This window comes from Anoxybacteroides rupiense (assembly GCF_014196195.1).
In the GTDB taxonomy this organism is placed as follows: Bacteria; Bacillota; Bacilli; order Bacillales; family Anoxybacillaceae; genus Anoxybacteroides; species Anoxybacteroides rupiense.
The window spans coordinates 225,515-247,894 of sequence record NZ_JACIDF010000002.1 but is presented as its reverse complement, the minus strand read 5'-3'; the positions used below and the strand labels follow the sequence as shown (position 1 = coordinate 247,894).

Below are 22,380 nucleotides of genomic sequence, written 5' to 3'. Positions count from 1 at the left end.
ATGAAAAAAAGACGGGTCATTATTGTAACAGATGGCGATGATTTTGCATGGCGGACGATTCAGCATATTGCGAAGGAAATTGGCGGCCGCTGCATTAGCCGCTCTCGGGGGAATCCATCAAAACTGACAGGTGAACAGCTCGTGGAGCTTATTTTACAGACGCCGTATGATCCTGTATTTGTGATGTTTGATGATTGTGGAGCAGTCGGTGAAGGCGCAGGCGAACAGGCGCTAAAGTACGTGGCGACCCATAAACAAATTGAGGTGCTGGGGGCTATTGCAGTCGCCTCCAATACTCACCAGAATGAATGGACAAAGGTACATGTCAGCATTGATCGAAATGGAAAATTGACAGAGCGCGGAGTGGATAAAGAAGGAATCCAAGAAATGGAGTTGGGGCGTATCAATGGTGATACCGTTTATTGCTTAGAGCAGCTACCCATTCCGATTATCGTTGGTATCGGTGATATCGGAAAGATGGGCTATCGCGACCACGTTAAATACGGTTCGCCCATTACAAAAAAAGCGGTTGAGGTTATTTTAGAAAGGAGTGAAAATGGTGGCAGCAGACACAAACAGCATCCCGATTTTTGAAAAGCTTACGGATAATGAAGCCTATTTAAAAGAGAAAATCGGGATTGGAACAAGCTTTGATTTAGGAATTCGCAAAGTCTATGTGCTAACGAGAGAGGTGCACATTTATTATTGTAACGGCCTGTGTGATACACAATATTTAATTGAACTGCTTAAACAAATTGTGCAAATTAATGATAACGAGCGCCAAGAAGCTCGAGCGAAGCAAATTCTTGCTAATCGTCTTGTCCATCAGCAAGTCAGTCCCGTTCAGGATTTGAATGATGCGATTAATCAATTGTTGTCAGGGCTTATCATCATTTTAATGGAAGGAGAAACAAGCGGATTTGTCGTTGATGTCCGCAGTTATCCAGGCCGTCAGCCGCAAGAGCCCGATACGGAAAAAGTCGTACGCGGAGCACGCGACGGCTATGTTGAAAATATTATTGTCAATACGGCATTAACGCGGCGCCGCATTCGTGACGAACGGTTGCGCTTTGAAATTATGCAAGTAGGCGAACGTTCCAAAACGGATGTATGCATTGCTTATATTAAGGATGTAGCGGATCCTGGATTGATTGAGCTTGTAAAAAAAGAAATTCAACAAATTAAAATTGATGGTTTAACGATGGCGGACAAAACGATTGAAGAATTTTTAGTCAAGCAGGGATATAATCCATATCCCCTTGTGCGATATACGGAGCGTCCTGACGTAGCCGCAACTCATTTATTAGAAGGACATGTCATTATTATGGTGGACACTTCACCAAGCGTGATTATTACGCCGACCACCTTTTTTCATCATGTGCAGCATGCCGAGGAGTATCGGCAAAATCCTGCGGTTGGAACGTTTGTGCGCTGGGTGCGGTTTCTAGGCATTTTAGCCTCCATCTTTCTATTGCCGCTTTGGATTTTATTTGTGCTAGAACCTTCCTTGTTGCCTGACAAAATGGCATTTATCGGACCAAATAAACACACAAATATTCCAGCCATTGTCCAAATTTTCCTTGCCGATTTCGGGATTGAATTTTTGCGAATGGCAGCTATTCATACGCCGACCTCGTTATCAACAGCCATGGGATTGATTGCGGCTGTATTAATTGGGCAAATTGCGATTGATGTCGGCTTGTTTGTGCCTGAAGTCATTTTATATGTCTCTATTGCTGCGATTGGCTCATTTGCTACACCAAGCTATGAATTAAGCATTGCTAATAAAATCGCCCGTCTCCTGCTCGCTTTAGCAGTGGCTATATTTAAAGTGCCAGGGCTTATTATCGGAACGACCATTTATTTAATTTGGTTAGTTCGAATTCGTTCGCTGAACACCCCGTATTTGTGGCCATTTATTCCGTTTGATCCAGCTGCGTTTATGCAAATTGTTGTTCGCCGTTCACTGGCGGGCGGAAAAGTGCGACCAAGCATTGTTCATCCGCAAAATCAGCAAAGACGCCCCGTGTAAGGAGGGTCTCTTGGTTGCTGAAAGATTTTGCTGAATGAGGAAACAATAAAAATAACGGATTATTCACATTTGTATTGCAACTTTTTTTATTTTATGGTACGTTATACGTAATCTTTTCCGCAGAAAAGGCAGTTAATCCCTATTTGTTAACTGTCTTTTTTGCTTTCAGATCGCATAAAAATTTGTGGTTTTGAATATTTAATCTTTTGGAATGAGGGATCGGCATGTTTTTTTACGGAACGAGTCGTGTGAATGACAAAGGACATTTAGAAATTGGCGGTGTTGATACTGTTGATCTCGCAAAGGAATATGGAACGCCGCTGTATATTTATGACGTGGCGTTAATTCGCCAGCGCGCCCGCGCGTTTAAAGAAACGTTTGAAAAGTACGGGGTAAAAGCGCAAGTGGCGTATGCTAGCAAAGCGTTTTCGACGGTTGCTATGGTTCAATTAGTGGAGGAAGAAGGATTATCGCTTGATGTAGTTTCTGGCGGAGAGCTATATACAGCCCTAAAAGCGGATTTCCCTCCTGAGCGCATCCATTTCCACGGGAATAATAAAAGCCGCCAAGAGCTGGAAATGGCGTTGGCGCATGGTGTCGGCTGTATTGTAATAGATAATTTTTATGAATTGCAGCTGCTCGAACAAATTTGTGCAGAAAGAGGAATGACGGCGTCTGTTTTAATTCGGGTAACACCAGGAATTGAAGCGCATACTCATGATTATATTTTGACAGGTCAGGAAGATTCTAAATTCGGCTTTGACTTAAACAATGGACAGGCTGATCGCGCGTTAAAGCAAGCCTTATCTTCTCCATCGTTCCACGTGCTGGGGATTCATTGTCATATTGGTTCACAAATTTTTGAAACAACAGGCTTTGTGCTGGCGGCGCAAAAAATTTTCCACAAAATCGCCGATTGGAAAGAGGTCTATGATTTTGTTCCGAAGGTTGTCAATCTTGGCGGCGGCTTTGGAATTCGCTATACAAATGAAGATACGCCTCTTCCGGCTGCGGAATACGTAGAAAATATTATTGCTGAAGCAGCAAAACAGGCAGCAGAGCTGGGCATTGCTATGCCGGAAATTTGGATTGAGCCAGGCCGTTCGCTTGTCGGTGATGCCGGAACCGCGATTTATTCGATCGGTTCGCGCAAAGAAGTGCCTAATGTGCGTCATTATGTGGCTGTTGATGGGGGAATGAGTGACAATATTCGGCCAGCATTGTATGAAGCAAAATATGAAGCAGTGTTGGCGAATCGAGTTCTTGATGAGAAGCAAGAGGTTGTGGCGATTGCCGGAAAATGCTGTGAATCAGGTGACATGCTGATCTGGGACTTGCCGCTGCCAAAGACAGAAGCAGGTGATTATTTGGCTGTATTTTGCACCGGGGCATATGGCTATTCGATGGCGAATAACTATAATCGCTTGCCTCGCCCGGCTGTTGTTTTTGTTGAAAACGGCGAGGCGCAGCTCGTCGTTCGCCGAGAAACGTATGAGGACTTAGTTCGTTTAGACGTGCCATTACGGGCGAAAGTCAATAGATGACCATGCTATAGGAATATCACAATTAAGGTACATTGGATATCACGTACTCCTTGAAATGAAAACGTGTGATAAAACAAAGAAAAAATCGCTCAAGCGTGTAGAGCGATAATTAGCTATTGACCGATTAAGCTACAAGCCTATTGTATGGATATGCGAAACGGCCAAAAGGTGCCCTGCTTGGGCACCTTTTGGTCATTGTTGCTGCTGATTGGATGAAGTAAACACGGATTTGATGGCATTCCAAATTTCTTTCAAAATATCGATGATATTCTGAATAAATGTTTTTCCTTCTTCTGAGTTCAAAAAGGTGGAAATCTTGTTTTTTGCTTTGCTAAGTTGATCGTTGACTTGATTCCAGTCAATGTTGAGATTCTTCATTTTATTAAATAATGATATTAGGCTATTGATTTCATCCTGAGTGAGCGTAATTCCTAAATCCTTGGCCGCTTTTTCGATAAGGGAGCGCAAATCCGCGTCGGTTTGCGGCGGATTTTTGGCCATTTCTTCTTTAATTCTTGTTAAAAGAGCAACGGCTTGATCGTTTCCAATCGATTTGCCCAGCTGGGCGGTTTTTACCATTTCTTCATTTGCCACTTTTTTTACATCGTCAGGAATCACTTTATCGGATGAAAGCTCGTACGCTTTCATTAAACCGGTTAGCGCTGCGGTACCTGAAACAGGGAAAGGAGCTGTAATATAAATTTTAGCATCCTTGACACCTGCCGTGATGAGCGCGTTTGTATACATTTCCTTTGTGACCCAAGTAATATTATGCGTTTCTACATCAAGGCCGGAACCATTCGCTCCAATTGTAATCATAGATGATGAAATGGCTTTTGTGCCAATTTGCGCTTTTGGAATTAGGCCATCCAGATATTTATGCTCTTCTGTGTTTGACACGGTAATGGTTTGAGCATTTTCCGGAGCGTTCATTTCATTTAATACTTGCTGCTTTTGTGAGTCGGTTAAGTTTTCTCCAAGTGTAATAATAACATCGCCTTCTGCTGCATCCGCCGCTGCCGCTATCGGATACGCAAGGAGCAAAGACGCCATAAGACAGCCTATCAAGGTCCGTTTCATTCTTGCAACCTCCTTATTCTTTCTTTATTTCCACCATTCCTATTCTACATGCAAATGGAATAAGATAGAAGCGAAATGATGCGTATAAATGCCACTTGCTCTATGAGCAGCGGGATGAATATAGCGCTCGTTCATTTTGTCTTTTAGTTGTGTTTTATATAAAAGAGCACTAATGTTAATTATCCATTATTTTACTTGAAAGCAAAATGATCGGGCTTAACACTCGTTTTTCTGCTTCTTTCTCGAACAGGGAATGTCAGTGAACAACATCATTTGCTTACAAAGCGCTCCTTGTTCAAGAAGGGCATGCCCTAGTCGGCAAGCAAATCGGTTTGCCGGCTTCAGCAGAAAAGCGAGGAATCTAGTACGATCCGTTGGTTTTTATTGAATCCTCAACACGCCCGATAAAATGACTTGCTTTTTTTGTGTAACAAACAATGGTATGATAAGGGAGTATGAAAGAAAGGAGAATGAGAAAATGGCAAAAAAGGGTCATATTTTACTGGAAAACGGTGCAAAAATTGAGTTTGAATTATTTCCAAATGAAGCCCCAAAAACAGTGGCAAACTTTGAAAAGTTAGCAAATGAAGGGTTTTATAATGGCTTAACGTTCCATCGCGTCATCCCTGGCTTTGTCAGCCAAGGCGGTTGTCCGCGCGGAAATGGAACCGGCGATGCGGGCTATACGATTCCGTGTGAAACGGACAACAATCCTCATCAGCATAAAGAAGGAGCGATTTCGATGGCGCATCGCGGCCGTGATACAGGAAGCTGCCAATTTTTCATTGTTCATGAGCCGCAGCCGCATTTAGATGGAGTACATACCGTTTTTGGTCAAGTGACGTCAGGAATGGACGCGGTCAAAGCGATGAAAAATGGCGATGTAATGAAAGAAGTTAAGGTGTGGGAAGAGTAAAAGTTTTTACTCGTAGTATTAGTTGGGCATCATGATAAGGATAGGAATACCTCAATATTTGTCTTAGCGTGAACAAGTGATGGCATGATTTCGATGGCCGACGCTTGTTCACGTTTTGGTGTGAACAAGGCAAGTCATAGACTTGCCCTTTTTGGATCGTAGGTTTGTACAAATTGCGGTTTGTTCATATTTATACAGCAAAAGAGCAACCAACCCGATTGTATTGGATACCACCAATACAACTTTATATGGAAGGAAAGTGGTTTTTGAGCGTGAAGTGTTTCCGCTTTGTTTAGAACGACAGGGAAATAGGCTGCTGGGAACGCGCAATTTTTATAGAAGCTTAACAGGATGAACGGTGTTGAGCTTTTTTGAAAGGATGAGGAAACGATGAAGAAAAATTGGATCCTGTTCTTTGCTCTGCTCGGTGTCAGCTTGATTTGGGGGCTTATTTATTGGTTATTCATAGCGAAGTGAGTGCGTGAGCATAGACAAACGATTGGATTGTGATATAATGATAAAAAATTACATAATCGTTTTGTATCCTTCGGGGCAGGGTGTAATTCCCGACCGGCGGTATTGAAACCGATGCGTTTCTAAGCCCGCGAGCCGAAATAGGCACGATCCGGTGCGATTCCGGAGCCGACAGTATAGTCTGGATGGGAGAAGGATCACATAAAGGCAGCACATTGCCGTAAGCGGAGCAGCACCAAAACCGTTTTTCCTTGCACTGTCAATGTGAATGGTAGATGTAGTGCTCCCCATAGTGGAGGTGTTTACTGAAAAAACGGAACAAATATTCGTGTTTGATGTCCGGTTTTGTTTTAGAACGGTGTTGTTCATGAAATGTGCAGCTTTTTTGGCATGCAAAACAAACATGTCAGTTTGTGGTTCTTACATATTTCTGCCCTGGGAGATGCGATTCCTAGGGCTTTCTTTATGGTAAAAAAGGAGGGATGGAACATGCAGAGCGATGAACGGTATATGCGTTTGGCGCTTGAAATGGCTAAAATAGGAAGCGGACAAACCTCTCCGAATCCAGCGGTAGGGGCAGTTGTGGTGAAAAATGGAGAAATCGTCGGTTTGGGCGCCCACTTAAAAGCTGGAGAGCCACATGCTGAGGTTCATGCCATTCGCATGGCGGGAGAAAAAGCCGCTGGTGCGACAGTTTATGTTACGCTTGAACCTTGCAGCCATTTTGGAAAAACGCCTCCATGCGCAGATTTGCTAGTGGAAGCAAAAGTAGCGCGCGTTGTCATCGCTACGACGGATCCAAATCCGCTTGTAGCTGGGAAGGGGATGGAAAGGCTAAAACAGGCAGGAATTGAGGTTGTGCTCGGTACGTTGAAAGAAGAGGCCGATGAATTAAACCGTGTCTTTTTTCACTATATCACGACAAAAACTCCATTTGTTACATTAAAATACGCAAGCAGCTTAGATGGAAAAATCGCGACGAAAACAGGTGATAGCAAATGGATTACTTCAGAAGCTGCGAGAGAGGATGTGCACCGCTATCGAGCCGCAAATGATGCGATTTTAGTGGGGGTTAATACGATCATGGCTGATAACCCTCATTTAACGACGAGATTACCTGAAGGCGGGAAAAGTCCGATTCGGATTATTCTCGATACAGACTTGCGCACACCGCTTCATGCAAACGTGATATCTAATGATGAAGCGGAAACATGGATGGTTGTCGGCAGTCAAGTATCCAGCGAACGCATGGCCTTATACCAAAGATCGCATGTGCGAGTCATGCAAATGAACCAGCCGCATATCGACATTTGGGAGATGTTGAGCATGCTAGGGGAGCACAAAATTACTTCTCTCTTTGTGGAAGGAGGGTCACGCATTCACGACAGCTTTGTGCGCAGCCGAGCCTTTCAAGAAATTGTTGCCTATTTTGCGCCGAAGTTGATTGGCGGCCATGAAGCGCCTACTCCGGTTGGCGGCACAGGGATTTTGCGCATGGCAGAAGCGGCTGAATTAGCGATTAAGCGCGTTGAAATGGTTGGACCGGATATCAAGGTTATTGCCATACCAAAATAAAGAGGTGGAACATCATGTTTACCGGAATCATTGAAGAAATGGGTACGATTGAACAAATGAATCACTCAGGAGAAGCGATTACGGTTACGATTCGCGCGGAAAAGGTGCTTGAAGATGTCCGATTGGGCGATAGTATTGCGGTTAATGGGGTATGCTTAACAGTAACATCATTTACCGCTCGTTCCTTTACAGTTGATGTGATGCCAGAAACCATTCGAGCCACCTCATTGCGCATGTTGTCAAAAGGGTCAAAAGTCAATCTAGAGCGGGCGATGGGAGCAGGCGGACGGTTTGGCGGCCATTTTGTATCCGGGCATGTTGATGGAGTGGGCGAGATTATCAACAAGAAACCGGTTGCCAACGCTGTGTATTATGAAATTAAAATTCCAAGAGAACTGCGAAGCTATATGATTTTGAAAGGTTCCGTCGCTGTTGACGGGACGAGCTTAACGATTTTTGGATTGACCGATGATACATTTACGATTTCGCTGATTCCGCATACGCGTGCCGAAACGATATTGGGCGATAAGCAAGTTGGCGATATCGTCAATATTGAGTGCGATCTCATTGGCAAATATGTAAAGCAATTTGTAGAAGGAAACAAAGCAGCGAAGGAACAGGGCGCGATTACCCTTGAATTTTTAGAAGAGCATGGATATAAATGAACGGAAAGGTGGGGACGACATGTTCGATACGATCGAAGAAGCCATTTATGAGCTCATGCAAGGAAATGTCATCATTGTTTGTGATGATGAGGATCGAGAAAATGAGGGGGATTTTGTTGCATTAGCTGAAAAAGCGACACCTGAAGTCATTAACTTTATGATTAAATATGGACGTGGGCTTGTCTGCGTACCAATCACAGAAGAGCTGGCAGATAAGTTGGATTTAGTGCCGATGGTCAACCATAATACAGATGCGCACGGAACGGCTTTTACTGTAAGCATCGACCATAAATCAACGACAACAGGAATTAGCGCATATGAGCGTTCCACAACAATTCGGGAGCTTTTGAATCCAAATGCGAAAGCAAGCGACTTTAAACGACCCGGCCACATTTTTCCGCTTGTGGCGAAAAAGGGAGGCGTTTTGCGGCGCGCCGGACATACGGAAGCAGCAGTTGATTTGGCTCGTCTATGCGGGGCAAAGCCAGCCGGTGTCATTTGTGAAATCATTAAGGAAGACGGGGAAATGGCCCGCGTACCGGATTTGCGAAAAATAGCCGATGAATTTGATTTGAAAATGATTACGATTAAAGATTTAATTCAATACCGCAACAAAAAAGAGAAGTTAGTAAAAAGAGAAGTAGAAATTACCTTGCCGACGGAATTTGGCGAGTTTAAAGCGATCGGCTACACAAACTCAGTTGATGGAAAAGAGCATATCGCGCTTGTCAAAGGGGAAGTGATTCCCGATGAACCAATACTTGTCCGCGTTCATTCCGAATGTTTAACCGGAGATGTATTCGGCTCATATCGTTGCGATTGCGGTCCACAGCTTCATGCAGCTTTGCGGCAAATTGAAGAGGCAGGAAGAGGCATTTTATTGTATATGCGTCAAGAAGGACGCGGAATCGGCTTATTGAACAAACTTCGCGCCTATAAGCTTCAGGAACAAGGATACGATACGGTTGAAGCGAATGAAAAGCTAGGCTTTCCAGCTGATTTGCGCGATTACGGAATTGGCGCTCAAATTTTAAAAGATTTAGGCGTAACGAAAATGCGATTACTTACGAACAACCCGCGCAAAATCGCCGGATTGAAAGGATATGATTTAGAAGTGGTTGAGCGCGTGCCATTGCAATTGCCAACGAAAAAGGAAAATGAGAAATATTTAAAGACGAAATATGAGAAGCTAGGGCACATGCTTCATTTTTGACGGACTAAGCATCATTTTGATTATGATTGAAAAAAATAGGAGGAGATTTGGATGAAAGTAATGGAAGGAAATTTAGTTGGGACAGGATTAAAGATCGGAATTGTGGTTTCTCGTTTTAATGAATTTATCACAAGCAAATTGCTTTCAGGGGCGCTAGATGGCCTTAAACGGCATGGTGTCGACGAAAATGAGGTTGCCGTTGCTTGGGTGCCAGGAGCCTTTGAAATTCCGCTTGTGGCGAAAAAAATGGCGGAATCTAAGCAGTATGATGCAGTCATTGCGCTTGGAACGGTGATTCGCGGTGCAACAAGCCACTATGATTACGTATGCAATGAGGTAGCTAAAGGAATTTCGCACGCATCCTTAACAACCGGGACACCTGTCATTTTTGGCGTATTAACGACCGATACGATCGAGCAAGCGATTGAGAGAGCGGGAACAAAAGCGGGCAATAAAGGCTGGGAAGCTGCTGTAGGCGCGATTGAAATGGCGAACCTGCTTCGCTCTTTTTCATAGAAAGAGTTCACAAGAGAGCAAATAGCGTTTATAATACGTAATGAGAAAACGGCTTTTGCGCTTTTCTGCCGCAGAAAAGTATCGCCAGTAATGAGGGGTTTTTTATGTTAATTCGTTATCGAAAAAACTATGAAAAAATTGCGATGGGGCTTCTGTCGTTTATGCCGACAGAAAAAGACTTGAAAAAGTTGCAGCAAACAATTAAGCAATATGAGACGAGCGACGACTGGCAGCTGTTTTTATGGAAAAAGGAAGAAGACATTCTTGGGAGTATTGGTATTTTATTATCGGGTGAGCATGTAGCGGAAATTCAGCATATTAGCGTGAACCCTTCGCATCGTCATCAAGGGATCGGAAAGCAAATGGTAAAGGCATTAAAAGAATTATATCCGGATCGCGAGTTAAGGGCGAATGAGTATACAGCTGCATTTTTAGACAAGTGTGAGCTGTAGGAAGAGGCGGCCTAGTGTTTAGGCCGTCTCTTTTTTTGCTTGCTTTGCATGCGGGCAGCGATCACATCAGAGCGGTCGCGCAAAGCATGCTTATGGAGCAAAAATTCATTGCGAAGATCGCTTTCTTTGCCCCAGGCTCCTCCTCTTTTTTGGCAATATTCCAAGCATTTGGCGAGCAGTGCTTCATCAGCGATCGGCAAGTTGATGCTTTGATATGTTTCCCCTTGTTCGACCCGTTGAATGTACCATTGTAGAAGCTGCTCCAGCTGTTCATAATGGATGCCAAGCTGTTCCACCGCTTCTTTTTCTCGATGAAGAAGCAAAGCTGCCTTTTTCATCATGCGTTTTGCTCCTTGGACGTTATTGCGGCGATGATGATAAAGCGCTACAGCTATTTGAATCAGCCCTACCCACACGGGTCTTTTGTGATCCTGCTTCCAATGCTCTTCTAATATTTCATGACATTCAAAATAGTCACGGTCTGTATGAAAGTGAAACAAATAATCGATATATGCATCCGGGTACAAGATAGCCACCTTCTTTTCTATGACGAATCCAAATGGTTTTTTGGTATGATATCTTTCTCAAATAAAAACAGAGAGAGGGATGAGCGAAACGGCAACGGTGGGCTTTATTCGCTCTCGCAGTTGGCGCCGCTTAGATGAATTGAGCCACCAGCTTGCTTTCTTGCTTCTAATCATATTGTATCATAGGATCGGGAAAAATTTGCTTGGACAACATGCAATTATCATCTATACTTAACGGTAGTGTCATTATAAATGGTGGGATGAATGTGCAGTACAATGTAAAAATTGATGCGTTTGAAGGTCCGCTTGACCTGTTGTTGCATTTAATTAACCGATATGAAATTGATATTTATAATATTCCGGTTTCGGAAATCACCGATCAATATATGGAATATATTCATGCTATGCAGGAGCTGCAGCTTGATATTGCAAGTGAATATTTAGTGATGGCAGCGACGCTGCTGGCCATTAAAAGCAAAATGCTGCTTCCTAAACATGAAGAGGAACTACTTGATGAAGAAATCAGCGACTTAGCCGAAGATCCGCGCGAAGAGCTTATGCACCGTCTATTGGAATACAAAAAATATAAAGAAGCGGCTCATGAGCTGAAAAAGAGAGAGGAAGATCGCTCTCTTTTATTTACAAAACCGCCAAGTGATATGAGTGCTTATGCATCAGAGCTGGAAATAGAAAAACGGCCTCTTGATGTTACCGTCTATGACATGCTTGGTGCTCTATCAAAGCTTTTACGCCGGAAAAAGTTGCAGAAGCCGCTCCATACAAAAGTGGCGCGTCAGGAAATTCCCATTGAACGGCGAATGGAGGAAATTTTGGAGGAATTGCAGAAAACAAAGACGCGGAAAAGCTTTTTTGATTTATTTCCGTATTATGACCGTGAGCATATTGTTGTCACCTTTTTAGCGATTTTAGAGCTTATGAAGAAAGATTTAATCATTATTGAACAGGAACGGAATTTTGCTGACATTTTCATTGCGAGCAATGAAAGGATGGAACATCATGGAAATGAACGGCTATAAAGCCATTATCGAGGGATTGTTATTTGCTGCTGGAGATGGGGGACTATCGTTGAAACAAATCGCGATCGTCCTTGAAATTTCAGAGGAACAAGCGATCAGCGTACTTGATGAACTGAAGGCCGACTACAGCAAAGCGGATCGCGGCATCCAATTAATTGAGCTTGCGGGTGTATATCAGCTTGCTACGAAGAAAGAGCATGCTCCATATTTAAAAAAGCTCGTCGAAGCGCCGGGCTCTTCCTCTTTATCACAGGCAGCGCTTGAGACTCTTGCGATTATCGCCTATCGTCAGCCGATTACGCGAGCAGAAATCGAAGAAATTCGCGGCGTTAAAAGCGATAAACCGCTGCAAACGCTGATCGCGAAAGCGCTTGTGAAAGAAATAGGAAGGGCGGAAGGAACAGGACGACCGATTTTATATGGAACAACAAAGGAATTTCTTGATTATTTTGGATTAAAGACGATTGAAGAGCTGCCGCCGCTTCCAGAATTGAATGAAGAGGAAGAAACGGAGAGAGAGGCTGATTTATTCTTCGAAAAATTTGAAGAAACTTTTAAATAATCAAAATAATTATGATAAGATAAACTTATAAAAACAAGATAATAGACGCAGTTAATGAAACATCCAGTCATGTCGATTTTTTTCTTATCAGACCTATTTGTAAATATTTACCTAAAAAGAGCACCGGTGAATGAGGCTCGTGACATAGGATCAACGCGTTTGCCAACAGTTTGAATCCAATCTTCTCTATTTGCATGATGTAACATTTGGATAAACAAGAGGATGATGGTGTATTTCGACGGCTGGTGGTCGACGCAAATGGCTTCACGGGCTGCCATGGCTGTCGGTGTCAAAAGTCCTTCCTTCGGTTCTGCAAAGCTGCATTTGTAAATAAAGGAGGCATGGATCATGCGAATTCGCCGCTGCAAAGGGTATGAATTAGAAAAAGCGCAACCGAATACATCGGAGGATTTTTTCAATCGCTCTGAGGTGACATTTGTAGAAGATGGGGTGGAGCGGACGTTGCATGTTTTATATGTGCGCTATTTTGATGAATGGTTTTCATCATTGACTCCATATGAACAAAACCCTATTTTTGCCGTCCATGAGCGTGAGGTTTATTTTAAAGATATTGTGGCGCTTGTATGTTTGCTGCAAAATCCGGACTTTCGTCATCGAAAGCGGGTTTATATCAATGATGAAACGGAGTTTCGTCGCTATTTTGCGCAAATGGAATATGAGAAGCTTCCTGAACTTTTTGCCAGCTTGGAAACAAAAGGGGAGTATGAGCTTCCATCACCGCTTTTGTTTATAAAACAACCATCATAAAATGGGGGTCTTTATTTATATGGGAAATTCCATTGTCATGAGCCAGACCAAGCAGGTCGAGGCGTTTCTGGAACAAACGGTTCAAACCATTTCACACTATCTAAATGAAACAACGCTGACGGGGTTATTAAAGGAGCAGGAGGATGGAAAGCGAACATATAATGAGCTGCTGCTTTCCAATTTGCGCCGTCTCGTTGTTTATTGCGAGGAAGGGCTGGAAGCGTGCCGAGTGGTGTTGAATGATGAGCCATTTCGCAAAGCGGCAGCTGAAAAAATTCTGTATCGCATTTATCATTCATGCATTACTGAGTTTTTTGCGCCGAAAAACGATGTGTGGTATGAAGATAGCCGCTCTGCTTATACCGGACGAAATTCGATTAAATTTCGGGAGGTTCCTCCTCCTTCTTTTCAGGCGCTGATTGCTTCGCTTGAAGGCCCGTTTCAAACGATCCGCGAAGAGCTGGAATTTTACGAAACCGATTATCGAACCAAAATGATTCAATCGAAATAGCGAGAACATCATCCGCTTTCTAAAATAAGGAAAGCGGATGTTTTTTTGTGGGAGAGATGAACCATTTTTTTTCATTCGTCATAGGATAATGGCGAATAAAAAAGAGGAGGTTGCCATGGAAAAACAAGCTCAACTTCGGGAATATATCGATCAGATGGCTGAATGGGCGAAGCAATTGGAAGCATGGTGGAGGGGGCATGATGATCCCGATATTCACTACGATTTTAATAGACTATGGAGTCGTTTGGAGGAGCAAGAGGAATGGACAGACGTGGAAGTGTATGAGCTGCAAGGAATGGCTACTCAGCTTTATGAAAAAACCGTGCGGTTGATTCAAGAACAACCGCTGGATTCGGTAGCCGATAGAGAAAACGAGATGGAGGAACAGAGAGAAGCGCGTGTCCCAATCGGTAGGCATCAATTGCCGCCGCTTCCTTATCGCTATGATGCACTTGAACCCCATATTTCCGAAGAAATTATGCGCCTGCATCATACCAAACATCATCAAAGCTATGTCGACGGATTAAATCAAGCGGAAAAAATGATGCAAAAAGCGCGGGAAACTAATCAATATGGTTTGCTGAAGCATTGGGAGCGCGAGGCTGCATTTCATGGATCTGGACATTATTTGCATACGATTTTTTGGAACAATTTGACGCCTAATGGCGGCGGAAATCCACACGGTAGGCTGCTTGAGCAAATAAAAGAGGATTTTGGAAGTGTGGAGCGCTTTAAGCGACATTTTACTGAAGCAGCCAAAAGCGTCGAAGGTGTGGGATGGGCTATTCTTGTTTGGGCGCCGCGTCCTGGACGTTTAGAAATTTTACACACAGAAAAGCACCAATTCATGACGCAATGGGATACGATTCCTTTGCTTGTGCTTGATGTTTGGGAACACGCCTATTATCTGCAATATAAAAATGACCGTTCTGCCTATATTGAAAGCTTTTGGAAGATTGTGAACTGGCGCGATGTCGAGGAGCGATTTGTCCAAGCGAGCCGTCTACGTTGGAAGCCATTTTAACACCATCCATCGAGAAGCCTCCCACCTCTACACGAAGGGAAGATGGGGGAGGTTCATTCTATACGAAGAGAAGGATGTCCCAAAAGAAAGGGACGTCTTTTTTATTATAAAGATGGAACGAATGGTGTCTGTAAAAAGCACGGTGACAAACATCGCATGATTGTCATTCGATTGGGCTGTCGGATCTTCAGACAAAGATTCTAGACCGTTTTCCCACCTTGCCAATGATGTGTGATCTTTGCGGAGACTTGGACATTTCCAAGCATATCCGCTCAGCTGATGCATACACTTGTACAAAACGGCAAAAGGGATGGGGATTACATGGAGCAAAAGAAACGATGGATGATGTTCATCATAGCGCTTGCGGTCATTTTTTCATGTATTCCGATGCGAGCGGAGGCCCAAGGAGTTAGTGCGCAAAGTGCGATTTTAATGGAGCAATCCTCTGGGCGCATTTTATTTGAAAAGGATGCTTTTACGAAACGGCGTATCGCTAGCATTACCAAAATTATGACAGCGATTATTGCGATAGAGTCAGGAAAAATGAATGATACCGTTACGGTGAGCTCTCGTGCAGTGCGAACAGAGGGGTCATCCGTTTATTTGAAAGAAGGGGAAAAAATCAAGCTGCGCGATCTTGTCTATGGTTTAATGCTCCGTTCTGGTAATGATGCCGCTGTCGCTATCGCTGAGCATGTGGGCGGAAGTGTGGAGGGGTTTGTTTTTTTAATGAACCAAAAGGCGCTGGAAATAGGAATGAAAAATACGCATTTTGCCAATCCGCACGGTCTTGATGACTCGGAGGATCATTACTCAACCGCTTATGACATGGCATTATTAATGCGCTATGCTATGCAAAATAAAGAGTTTCGCAAGATTTCCGGGACGAAAACATATCGCGCGCCAAACCCTGATGAAAAATGGGACCGTATCTGGCGCAATAAAAATAAACTACTAACGAACCTTTATGAATACTGCACGGGCGGAAAAACAGGATATACGAAGAAGGCGAAGCGAACGCTTGTCACGACTGCTTCTAAAGAAGGATTGAATTTAATTGCCGTGACACTGAATGCCCCTGACGATTGGAATGATCATATTTCTATGTACGAATATGGCTTTGACCATTATGTGGTGGCAAAAATAAACAGCAAAAAAATGGGTCGGAAAGTGGACGATCGCTTTTATCGCTATCATATTCAGGCCACTCGCGATTTGCGATATCCGGTTACTGACAAAGAAATGAAAAAGCTGCGTCTCCATGTTCAACTCATTCGTCCAAAAAAGCAATGGAAAAAGGATCAAGAACTCGTTCCCAAAATTGTCGGTAAGGCCACTCTGTACTTGAATGGAGAGGCAGTAGATGAAGTGCCGCTTTTATATAAGCCTTCTTTGCGGCAAACGTCAAAAGACGCTGCTGAACCAGTTTGGAAGCAAGTTTTCTTTTTAGGTGTGGGCGGCAATGGTTAATCTTATTTGGGCTATGCTGGCACTCGTCGGAATTGTTTTTGCGATGTTTAACGGAACCATGAATGAAGTGAATGAAGCGGTATTCAAAGGAGCGAAAGAAGCGGTTACCATCAGCATCGGAATGATAAGTATCTTAGTGTTTTGGCTTGGCTTGATGAGAATTGCTGAGCATGCAGGTTTGCTTACGAAGCTGGCGCATCTATGCAAGCCGCTCGTCCGCCGCTTATTTCCAGAAGTGCCGGCGGATCATCCGGCAATGGGATATATTGTTTCGAATATGATCGCTAATATGTTTGGCCTTGGAAATGCAGCAACGCCGATGGGAATTAAGGCGATGGAGGAATTAAAGAAACTCAATGGGAATCGCGACACAGCCAGCCGTTCAATGGTGACATTTTTAGCGATGAATACGTCGGGAATTACATTGATTCCAGCCACAGTGATTTCGATCCGCATGACCTATGAATCATCAGCGCCGGGGGAAATTATTGGAACGACTCTTGTTGCCTCAGCGATTTCAACGATAGGTGCGATTTTCATTGATCGCTATTATTATTGGAGACGAACAAGAGGTGGAAAGCGATGATGGAGATTGTTCAAATCATTTCGCTGTGGCTGATTCCGCTCACCATTGGTTTTATTTTATTATACGGCACATGGAAAAAAATACCTACCTATGAGTCATTTGTTGAAGGGGGCAAAGAGGGAATTTCCATTGCTGTTTCGATTATTCCTTATCTAGTCGGTATGCTTGTCTCCATCTCTATTTTTCGTGAATCCGGCGCTTTAGATTATATGATGAGATTTATAAAGCCATTAGCTGAAGCGATTGGTCTTCCTGCAGAAGTGGTGCCATTAGCCATGGTAAGGACGATTTCAGGAACAGCGGCGCTAGGGATGACGACAGATTTAATTGCAACATACGGCCCTGATTCATTTGTAGGAAGACTTGCTTCAACAATTCAAGGCAGCACGGAGACGACATTATATGTGCTGACCGTTTATTTTGGGGCTGTCGGCATCCGTAAAATGGGGGATGCGCTAAAGGTCGGAATTTTAGCTGATATTTTGAGTTTTGTTGTATCCTTTATCATTATATTGCTCGTATTTGGAAGATAAAGCGGCCGGCTCGGCTGCTTTTTTATTTGCTTGAAAAAACAAGGGTATGATAAAAATAGGATGGTGTACCTGCCAGACTGTTGACGAACTCTTTCTTTTTGCCCGTTCGCTTATGAATGGTCTTGGCCCGATTAATCGTTTCATTCGAATGTGTTTTTTGTCTACCAAGCATTTTCAAGACAGTCAAATATGAAACATTCTCATAAATGAATGAGGCCAAATCGTTGTAGACAAAGTCGGCATAGACGTGGTCTACAATCTCGTACTTGTATCTTTTTGTCGAAAAGAGTAAGATGGTTGAAGAGGTGAAAATGATGGAACGGTTACAAAAAGTGATTGCACATGCTGGAATTGCATCACGCCGAAAAGCTGAGGAGCTTATCTTACATGGAAAAGTAAAAGTAAATGGAAAAGTGGTGACAGAGCTTGGCTTAAAGGTAGGTCCTCAAGATAAAATCGAAGTGGAAGGGATTCCGGTCGAGAGAGAAGAGCCTGTATACTATCTTCTTTATAAGCCGCGCGGTGTGATTTCAAGCGTTCAAGATGATAAAGGCCGAAAGGTTGTTACTGACTTTTTCCAGGATATTGATAAACGAATTTATCCCATTGGGCGCTTAGATTATGATACATCCGGTATCTTATTATTAACAAACGACGGCGATTTCGCGAATCTTCTTATGCATCCACGCTACGAAATCGAGAAGGTATATGTGGCGAAGGTTAAAGGAATTCCAGCGAGGGCCCAGTTAAAGCAGCTGGAAAAAGGAATTTTGCTTGAGGACGGGATGACCGCACCGGCAAAAGTAAAAATGCTTTCATTGGATAAGCGGAAGAAAACAGCGGTCATTGAGATTCGCATACATGAAGGACGCAATCGTCAAGTGCGCCGCATGTTTGAAGCAATCGGCTGTCCGGTTATGAAATTGAAACGGGAAAGATATGCCTTTCTCGATTTAAAAGGATTGAATCCTGGCGATTATCGCGAACTATCCCCGCATGAAGTGAAGCAGCTGCGCGCGCTTGCGTTATCTGGGAACGGCATTCACAAATAACCGGAAACTTTTCTCATTTGTCACATAACATTCATAGAATTTTCATTATGAATATAGTGAATATTGCTATAATGATAGGTGGCACATCTTTTATTTGGGAGAGTTAGTGTGATGAAAAAGCAGCGACTTGTTTTACGAACCGTGATTTTAATTGTATTGCTAGGAGCGGTTGGGTATACCATCTATTCAAACTTTTTTATGGAAAAAGCAGAGATCAAGGTTGGCGCAGAGGCTCCTGATTTTGTATTGACAGATTTGCAAGGAAAAACGCACCGTCTGTCTGAATATCGCGGAAAAGGCGTGTTTTTGAATTTTTGGGGCACATGGTGTAAGCCGTGTGAAAAGGAAATGCCTTACATTAGCCGACAGTATGAAAACTTTAAAAAGCAAGGAGTCGAAGTGCTGGCGGTGAATGTAGGGGAGCCGAAATTAAGCGTACAAAAATTCGTAGACCGGTATCAGTTGACATTTCCAGTTGTCATTGACCGTGAGGACCAAGTCATGAACGCTTATGAGATTGACCCGTTGCCAACGACATTTTTAATCGATAAAGATGGCAAAATTACGAAAATTATTACCGGAACCATGACAGAAGAAATGATTAAACAATACATGGAAAGCATTAAACCGTAGGGAGTTTTTGATTATGGAACAAGTAAAATGCGAATGTGGCCACGTCAATCCATACGGTACCGTGTTATGCGAATCTTGCGGAAAGCCGCTGGAGCATACGGCGAAACCGTTGCTGGATATGCGCTATGAAGGGAGCGCTCGGCGTTCCCAAACCTATAACAAAACAATCATTGATAAAATTTGGAATTTCTTTTCGTCTGTCAAGGTCGGAGTATGGCTCATTGTGATAACGCTGATTGCTTCGGCGATTGGTACGATTTTTCCACAAAAAATGTATTTGCCGCCTAATGTGACGCCTGCCGAATATTATGAGGACCAGTATGGCTGGGCGGGAAAGTTATACTATGAGCTAGGGTTTGATAATTTGTATGGTTCATGGTGGTATATTCTGCTGCTTGCATCCATCGGGGTATCGCTTGTGATCTGTAGTTTAGACCGAGTTGTGCCTCTTTATCGTGCGCTAAAAAAGCAAGGGGTGACACGCCATGAATCATTTTTGCGCCGTCAGCGCTTATTTAGCGCAACAAGCATGGAAGATGAATCTTTTTTAGAAACCGTCAAGCAGCGTTTGGCGAAGCGGCGGTATCATGTTCGCGAAGAAAACGGTAATATTTTGGCGGAAAAAGGCCGGTTTTCGCGATGGGGTCCATATGTCAACCATATCGGACTTATCATTTTCTTGATTGGCGCCATGCTTCGCTTTGTACCAGGCATGTATGTGGATAAGGTACTTTGGATTCGCGAAGGAGAAACGAAAGAAATTCCCGGAACAAACGGCCAGTATTTTTTAAAAAATGAAAAATTTGTTTTTGAAACATATGAAAAAGGAAAAGACAATCCGGCTTTTAATGAAGCGATTGATCGTGTCGGAAGCGGAATGGTGGCGAAAACCTATCAAACAACTGCGGTGCTATATAAGCGAGTAGGTCCAACTGTGCCTGGTGAAGAACCGAAGTTAAAAAAAGTGAAAGAATATCGCATTCGTGTCAACGACCCGCTTAAGTACGACCATTACGCATTGTACCAAGTAGATTTTAAGCTGAATGAATTGAACAAAATGTCCTTTGAGCTGATTGACAAACAAACGGAAACCGTATTTGGAAATCTTTCAATCGATTTAAATAATCCGAAGCCATCTTATGATTTAGGAAAAGGCTATCGGGTGGAGTTGCTCAGCTACTTTCCTGATTTTTATTTTGATGATGACGGCAACCCGGCGACAAAATCGCGAGTTCCTAACAATCCGGCCTTTGTTTTTAAAATGTATACGCCGGACAAGCCAAAAGGAGAGGTAAGCTTTGTGGCCATTCGCCAGACAATTGAACCGTTTGGTGATAACAAATATAAAATGGCGTTTGCTGGCGTAGAGACAAGAAATGTATCTGCGCTGACGGTGCGCCGAGATTTTACTTTATGGATTTTGGGAGTCGGCGGAGCCATTTTTATGATTGGCGTTATTCAGGGAATGTATTGGAATCATCGCCGCATTTGGCTTAAACTTGTTAACGGGGAAGTGCTGCTGGCTGCTCATACCAATAAAAACTGGTTTGGTCTGAAAAATGAAGTGAGAGCTATTATTGAAGGAACGGGATTAATGATGCCGATCGATCAGGCAGAGGAAGAGAAGAAAGAAGCGCAAGGGGGAAAAGGGAATGGCGCAACTAAGTAGTACGCTGCTATATATCGCATTCGTTCTGTATTTAATTGGCACATTTTTTTTCGGTGGAACGATTCGCGATAAAAAAGATCGACCACAAACGAACCGTTGGGCAACGATTGGGATTGTGATTACCATTGTAGGCTTTCTGTCTCAGGTAGGATATTTTATTACGCGATGGATTGCAGCTGGACATGCTCCTGTCAGCAATCTGTTTGAGTTTACTACTTTTTTCGGAATGATGCTTGTCGGCGCATTTATTATCATTTATTTCATTTATAAAACAAGCATTCTTGGCGTCTTTACACTACCGGTTGCTCTTCTTGTGATCGCTTATGCCAGCATGTTCCCGCGGGAAATTACACCGCTGATTCCGGCGCTGCAAAGCGATTGGCTACATATCCATGTCACAACCGCTGCTGCGGGAGAAGCGATATTAGCGATTAGCTTTGCGGCAGGATTGATTTATTTGATTCGTGTAGTCGATCAGTCCAAATCGTCAAAACGGACATTTTGGCTGGAATTTGTGCTATTTTGCTTGATTACGACTCTCGGGTTTGTTGCGGTTTCTAGCGCCTTTGGACTCGCTGATTATGAAGCCAAATTTAAATGGGTTGATAAAAATAAGGAAACGCAAGAAGTGGTGTATCAAATGCCGGCGCTTGTCGGTCCGCATCAATGGACTCTGGAAAAGCAGAGCGCGGACCGTCTAAAGCCGCTTGTAGAAATGCCGGCCATCATTAATGCCAAAAAGCTGAATACCGTCATTTGGTCATTATTTGGCGGTGCAGTGCTTTATTTGCTGCTGCGTCTCCTATTGCGGAAGCGTGTTGCTGCTGCGCTACAGCCGTTTGTCAAAAACGTCAATTTAGATTTAACTGATGAGATTGGTTATCGTGCAGTTGCGATTGGATTTCCTGTGTTTACGCTTGGAGCGCTGATCTTTGCTATGATTTGGGCGCAAATTGCCTGGACACGTTTCTGGGGATGGGATCCGAAGGAAGTATGGGCGCTGATCACATGGCTTTTTTATGCTGCGTTTTTGCACTTGCGCTTATCGAGAGGATGGCATGGGGAAAAGTCTGCATGGCTTGCGGTGATCGGTTTTGCGATTATTATGTTTAACCTCGTTGCGGTCAATTTAGTTATTGCTGGATTGCATTCTTATGCCGGCTCATAAGCATCAGCGAAAAAAGGGGTATCCTCTCAAGGGATCCCCTTTTTCTTGTTTTTGGATAGTAGTTTCAGGACAACATATTATAGAAGAAACTCCCATTTGTTCATGTTGATATCGATTTGGAGTGAACAATCGACATAAAGGAACAATGACAACGCTTCAATGGATAGAAAGAATAGGGGGAAAGGGTTGCGAAATCTGGAATCAGCTCGCATTGATTTTATATCGACACAACTTACCGCGTCAGCATTTGTTCCTAAGCGTTCAGACGATAGCCGATATCGGTGCTTGATCACATACGTTGGCATGACCGAGGACAATCACCGATTTACTTCAATTGTAAAAAAATAGGAATTCTCGTTTTTAAAGCATCAGT

The 22,380-nt window shown here is 43.4% G+C and carries 23 protein-coding genes and 1 riboswitch; of the genes, 21 read left to right on the top strand and 2 right to left on the bottom strand.

The window, feature by feature from the left end:
- From spoVAEA to lysA, 3 genes are all read left to right on the top strand, one after another.
- On the top strand, positions 1-594 hold the full coding sequence (gene spoVAEA, locus GGQ95_RS04790) for a stage V sporulation protein SpoVABEA (RefSeq protein WP_280528785.1): 594 nt from the start codon (positions 1-3) through the stop codon (positions 592-594).
- Positions 557-2,032 carry a spore germination protein gene (locus GGQ95_RS04785; RefSeq protein ID WP_044742173.1) on the top strand — a complete coding sequence of 492 codons (1,476 nt, stop codon included), beginning with the start codon at positions 557-559 and terminating at the stop codon, positions 2,030-2,032. The genes spoVAEA and GGQ95_RS04785 overlap by 38 nt, the downstream gene beginning before the upstream one ends.
- A 224-nt stretch (positions 2,033-2,256) precedes the next feature.
- A complete protein-coding gene (gene lysA / locus GGQ95_RS04780) occupies positions 2,257-3,576 on the top strand; it encodes a diaminopimelate decarboxylase (RefSeq protein ID WP_066145634.1) in 1,320 nt (439 codons plus the stop codon).
- A 192-nt stretch (positions 3,577-3,768) separates the two neighbouring features.
- Here the strand turns inward: lysA and GGQ95_RS04775 are convergent, their stop codons facing one another.
- The gene (locus GGQ95_RS04775) at positions 3,769-4,656 is read right to left on the bottom strand and encodes a DUF1002 domain-containing protein (protein ID WP_044742175.1); all 888 of its coding nucleotides are present in this window, start codon (positions 4,654-4,656) and stop codon (positions 3,769-3,771) included.
- Between the two features lie 478 nt (positions 4,657-5,134).
- On the opposite strand from GGQ95_RS04775, the gene GGQ95_RS04770 reads away from it, so the two are divergent.
- The 6 genes from GGQ95_RS04770 to GGQ95_RS04745 all read left to right on the top strand — a co-directional run bounded on the left by GGQ95_RS04770 (position 5,135) and on the right by GGQ95_RS04745 (position 10,467).
- Positions 5,135-5,572: a peptidylprolyl isomerase gene (locus GGQ95_RS04770; RefSeq protein ID WP_044742176.1), complete on the top strand. Its 438-nt coding sequence runs from the start codon at positions 5,135-5,137 to the stop codon at positions 5,570-5,572.
- Positions 5,573-6,111: 539 nt separating this feature from the next.
- Positions 6,112-6,247: riboswitch (FMN riboswitch) on the top strand.
- Between the two features lie 288 nt (positions 6,248-6,535).
- Positions 6,536-7,621 (top strand): bifunctional diaminohydroxyphosphoribosylaminopyrimidine deaminase/5-amino-6-(5-phosphoribosylamino)uracil reductase RibD, encoded by a 1,086-nt coding sequence (ribD, locus tag GGQ95_RS04765; RefSeq protein ID WP_080862359.1) that lies wholly within the window; start codon positions 6,536-6,538, stop codon positions 7,619-7,621.
- A gap of 14 nt (positions 7,622-7,635) precedes the next feature.
- Positions 7,636-8,286, top strand: coding sequence for a riboflavin synthase (gene ribE, locus GGQ95_RS04760; protein ID WP_066145627.1), 651 nt, complete (start codon positions 7,636-7,638; stop codon positions 8,284-8,286).
- 19 nt (positions 8,287-8,305) lie between these two features.
- The gene (locus GGQ95_RS04755; protein ID WP_066145624.1) at positions 8,306-9,499 is read left to right on the top strand and encodes a bifunctional 3,4-dihydroxy-2-butanone-4-phosphate synthase/GTP cyclohydrolase II; all 1,194 of its coding nucleotides are present in this window, start codon (positions 8,306-8,308) and stop codon (positions 9,497-9,499) included.
- Positions 9,500-9,550: 51 nt separating this feature from the next.
- Positions 9,551-10,015, top strand: a complete 465-nt coding sequence (gene ribH / locus GGQ95_RS04750; protein ID WP_044742180.1) for a 6,7-dimethyl-8-ribityllumazine synthase — start codon at positions 9,551-9,553, stop codon at positions 10,013-10,015.
- A gap of 104 nt (positions 10,016-10,119) precedes the next feature.
- Positions 10,120-10,467 carry a GNAT family N-acetyltransferase gene (locus GGQ95_RS04745; RefSeq protein WP_066145617.1) on the top strand — a complete coding sequence of 116 codons (348 nt, stop codon included), beginning with the start codon at positions 10,120-10,122 and terminating at the stop codon, positions 10,465-10,467.
- An 11-nt stretch (positions 10,468-10,478) separates the two neighbouring features.
- On the opposite strand, the gene GGQ95_RS04740 is transcribed toward GGQ95_RS04745, so the two are convergent.
- A complete protein-coding gene (locus GGQ95_RS04740; RefSeq protein WP_376768703.1) occupies positions 10,479-11,003 on the bottom strand; it encodes a DUF309 domain-containing protein in 525 nt (174 codons plus the stop codon).
- 251 nt (positions 11,004-11,254) lie between these two features.
- Here GGQ95_RS04740 and GGQ95_RS04735 point away from each other — a divergent pair, with 251 nt between their 5' ends.
- From GGQ95_RS04735 to ccsB, 12 genes are all read left to right on the top strand, one after another.
- Complete coding sequence (locus tag GGQ95_RS04735) at positions 11,255-12,031, top strand: segregation/condensation protein A (RefSeq protein WP_080862362.1); 777 nt, start codon at positions 11,255-11,257, stop codon at positions 12,029-12,031.
- Positions 12,012-12,593, top strand: coding sequence for an SMC-Scp complex subunit ScpB (scpB, locus tag GGQ95_RS04730; RefSeq protein WP_044742184.1), 582 nt, complete (start codon positions 12,012-12,014; stop codon positions 12,591-12,593). The genes GGQ95_RS04735 and scpB overlap by 20 nt, the downstream gene beginning before the upstream one ends.
- Before the next feature lie 348 nt (positions 12,594-12,941).
- A complete protein-coding gene (locus tag GGQ95_RS04725; protein ID WP_066145608.1) occupies positions 12,942-13,361 on the top strand; it encodes a hypothetical protein in 420 nt (139 codons plus the stop codon).
- A gap of 19 nt (positions 13,362-13,380) precedes the next feature.
- Positions 13,381-13,872 (top strand): YpuI family protein, encoded by a 492-nt coding sequence (locus GGQ95_RS04720; RefSeq protein ID WP_066145605.1) that lies wholly within the window; start codon positions 13,381-13,383, stop codon positions 13,870-13,872.
- 115 nt (positions 13,873-13,987) lie between these two features.
- Positions 13,988-14,896 carry a superoxide dismutase gene (locus tag GGQ95_RS04715; protein ID WP_183186438.1) on the top strand — a complete coding sequence of 303 codons (909 nt, stop codon included), beginning with the start codon at positions 13,988-13,990 and terminating at the stop codon, positions 14,894-14,896.
- A gap of 321 nt (positions 14,897-15,217) precedes the next feature.
- Positions 15,218-16,366 (top strand): D-alanyl-D-alanine carboxypeptidase family protein, encoded by a 1,149-nt coding sequence (locus tag GGQ95_RS04710; protein ID WP_066145597.1) that lies wholly within the window; start codon positions 15,218-15,220, stop codon positions 16,364-16,366.
- Positions 16,359-16,952 (top strand): nucleoside recognition domain-containing protein, encoded by a 594-nt coding sequence (locus tag GGQ95_RS04705; RefSeq protein ID WP_044742189.1) that lies wholly within the window; start codon positions 16,359-16,361, stop codon positions 16,950-16,952. The genes GGQ95_RS04710 and GGQ95_RS04705 overlap by 8 nt, the downstream gene beginning before the upstream one ends.
- Entirely contained in the window at positions 16,952-17,485 is a 534-nt protein-coding gene (locus GGQ95_RS04700; protein WP_183186480.1) for a spore maturation protein, read from the top strand. Before GGQ95_RS04705 ends, GGQ95_RS04700 begins: the two co-directional genes overlap by 1 nt.
- A gap of 314 nt (positions 17,486-17,799) precedes the next feature.
- Positions 17,800-18,537: a 23S rRNA pseudouridine(2605) synthase RluB gene (gene rluB / locus GGQ95_RS04695; RefSeq protein WP_066145594.1), complete on the top strand. Its 738-nt coding sequence runs from the start codon at positions 17,800-17,802 to the stop codon at positions 18,535-18,537.
- Between the two features lie 111 nt (positions 18,538-18,648).
- Positions 18,649-19,170: a thiol-disulfide oxidoreductase ResA gene (resA, locus tag GGQ95_RS04690; protein ID WP_066145592.1), complete on the top strand. Its 522-nt coding sequence runs from the start codon at positions 18,649-18,651 to the stop codon at positions 19,168-19,170.
- 13 nt (positions 19,171-19,183) lie between these two features.
- Positions 19,184-20,839 (top strand): cytochrome c biogenesis protein ResB, encoded by a 1,656-nt coding sequence (resB, locus tag GGQ95_RS04685; RefSeq protein ID WP_066145589.1) that lies wholly within the window; start codon positions 19,184-19,186, stop codon positions 20,837-20,839.
- Positions 20,823-22,007, top strand: a complete 1,185-nt coding sequence (gene ccsB / locus GGQ95_RS04680) for a c-type cytochrome biogenesis protein CcsB (protein WP_066145586.1) — start codon at positions 20,823-20,825, stop codon at positions 22,005-22,007. Before resB ends, ccsB begins: the two co-directional genes overlap by 17 nt.
- The last annotated feature ends 373 nt before the right edge of the window (positions 22,008-22,380 follow it).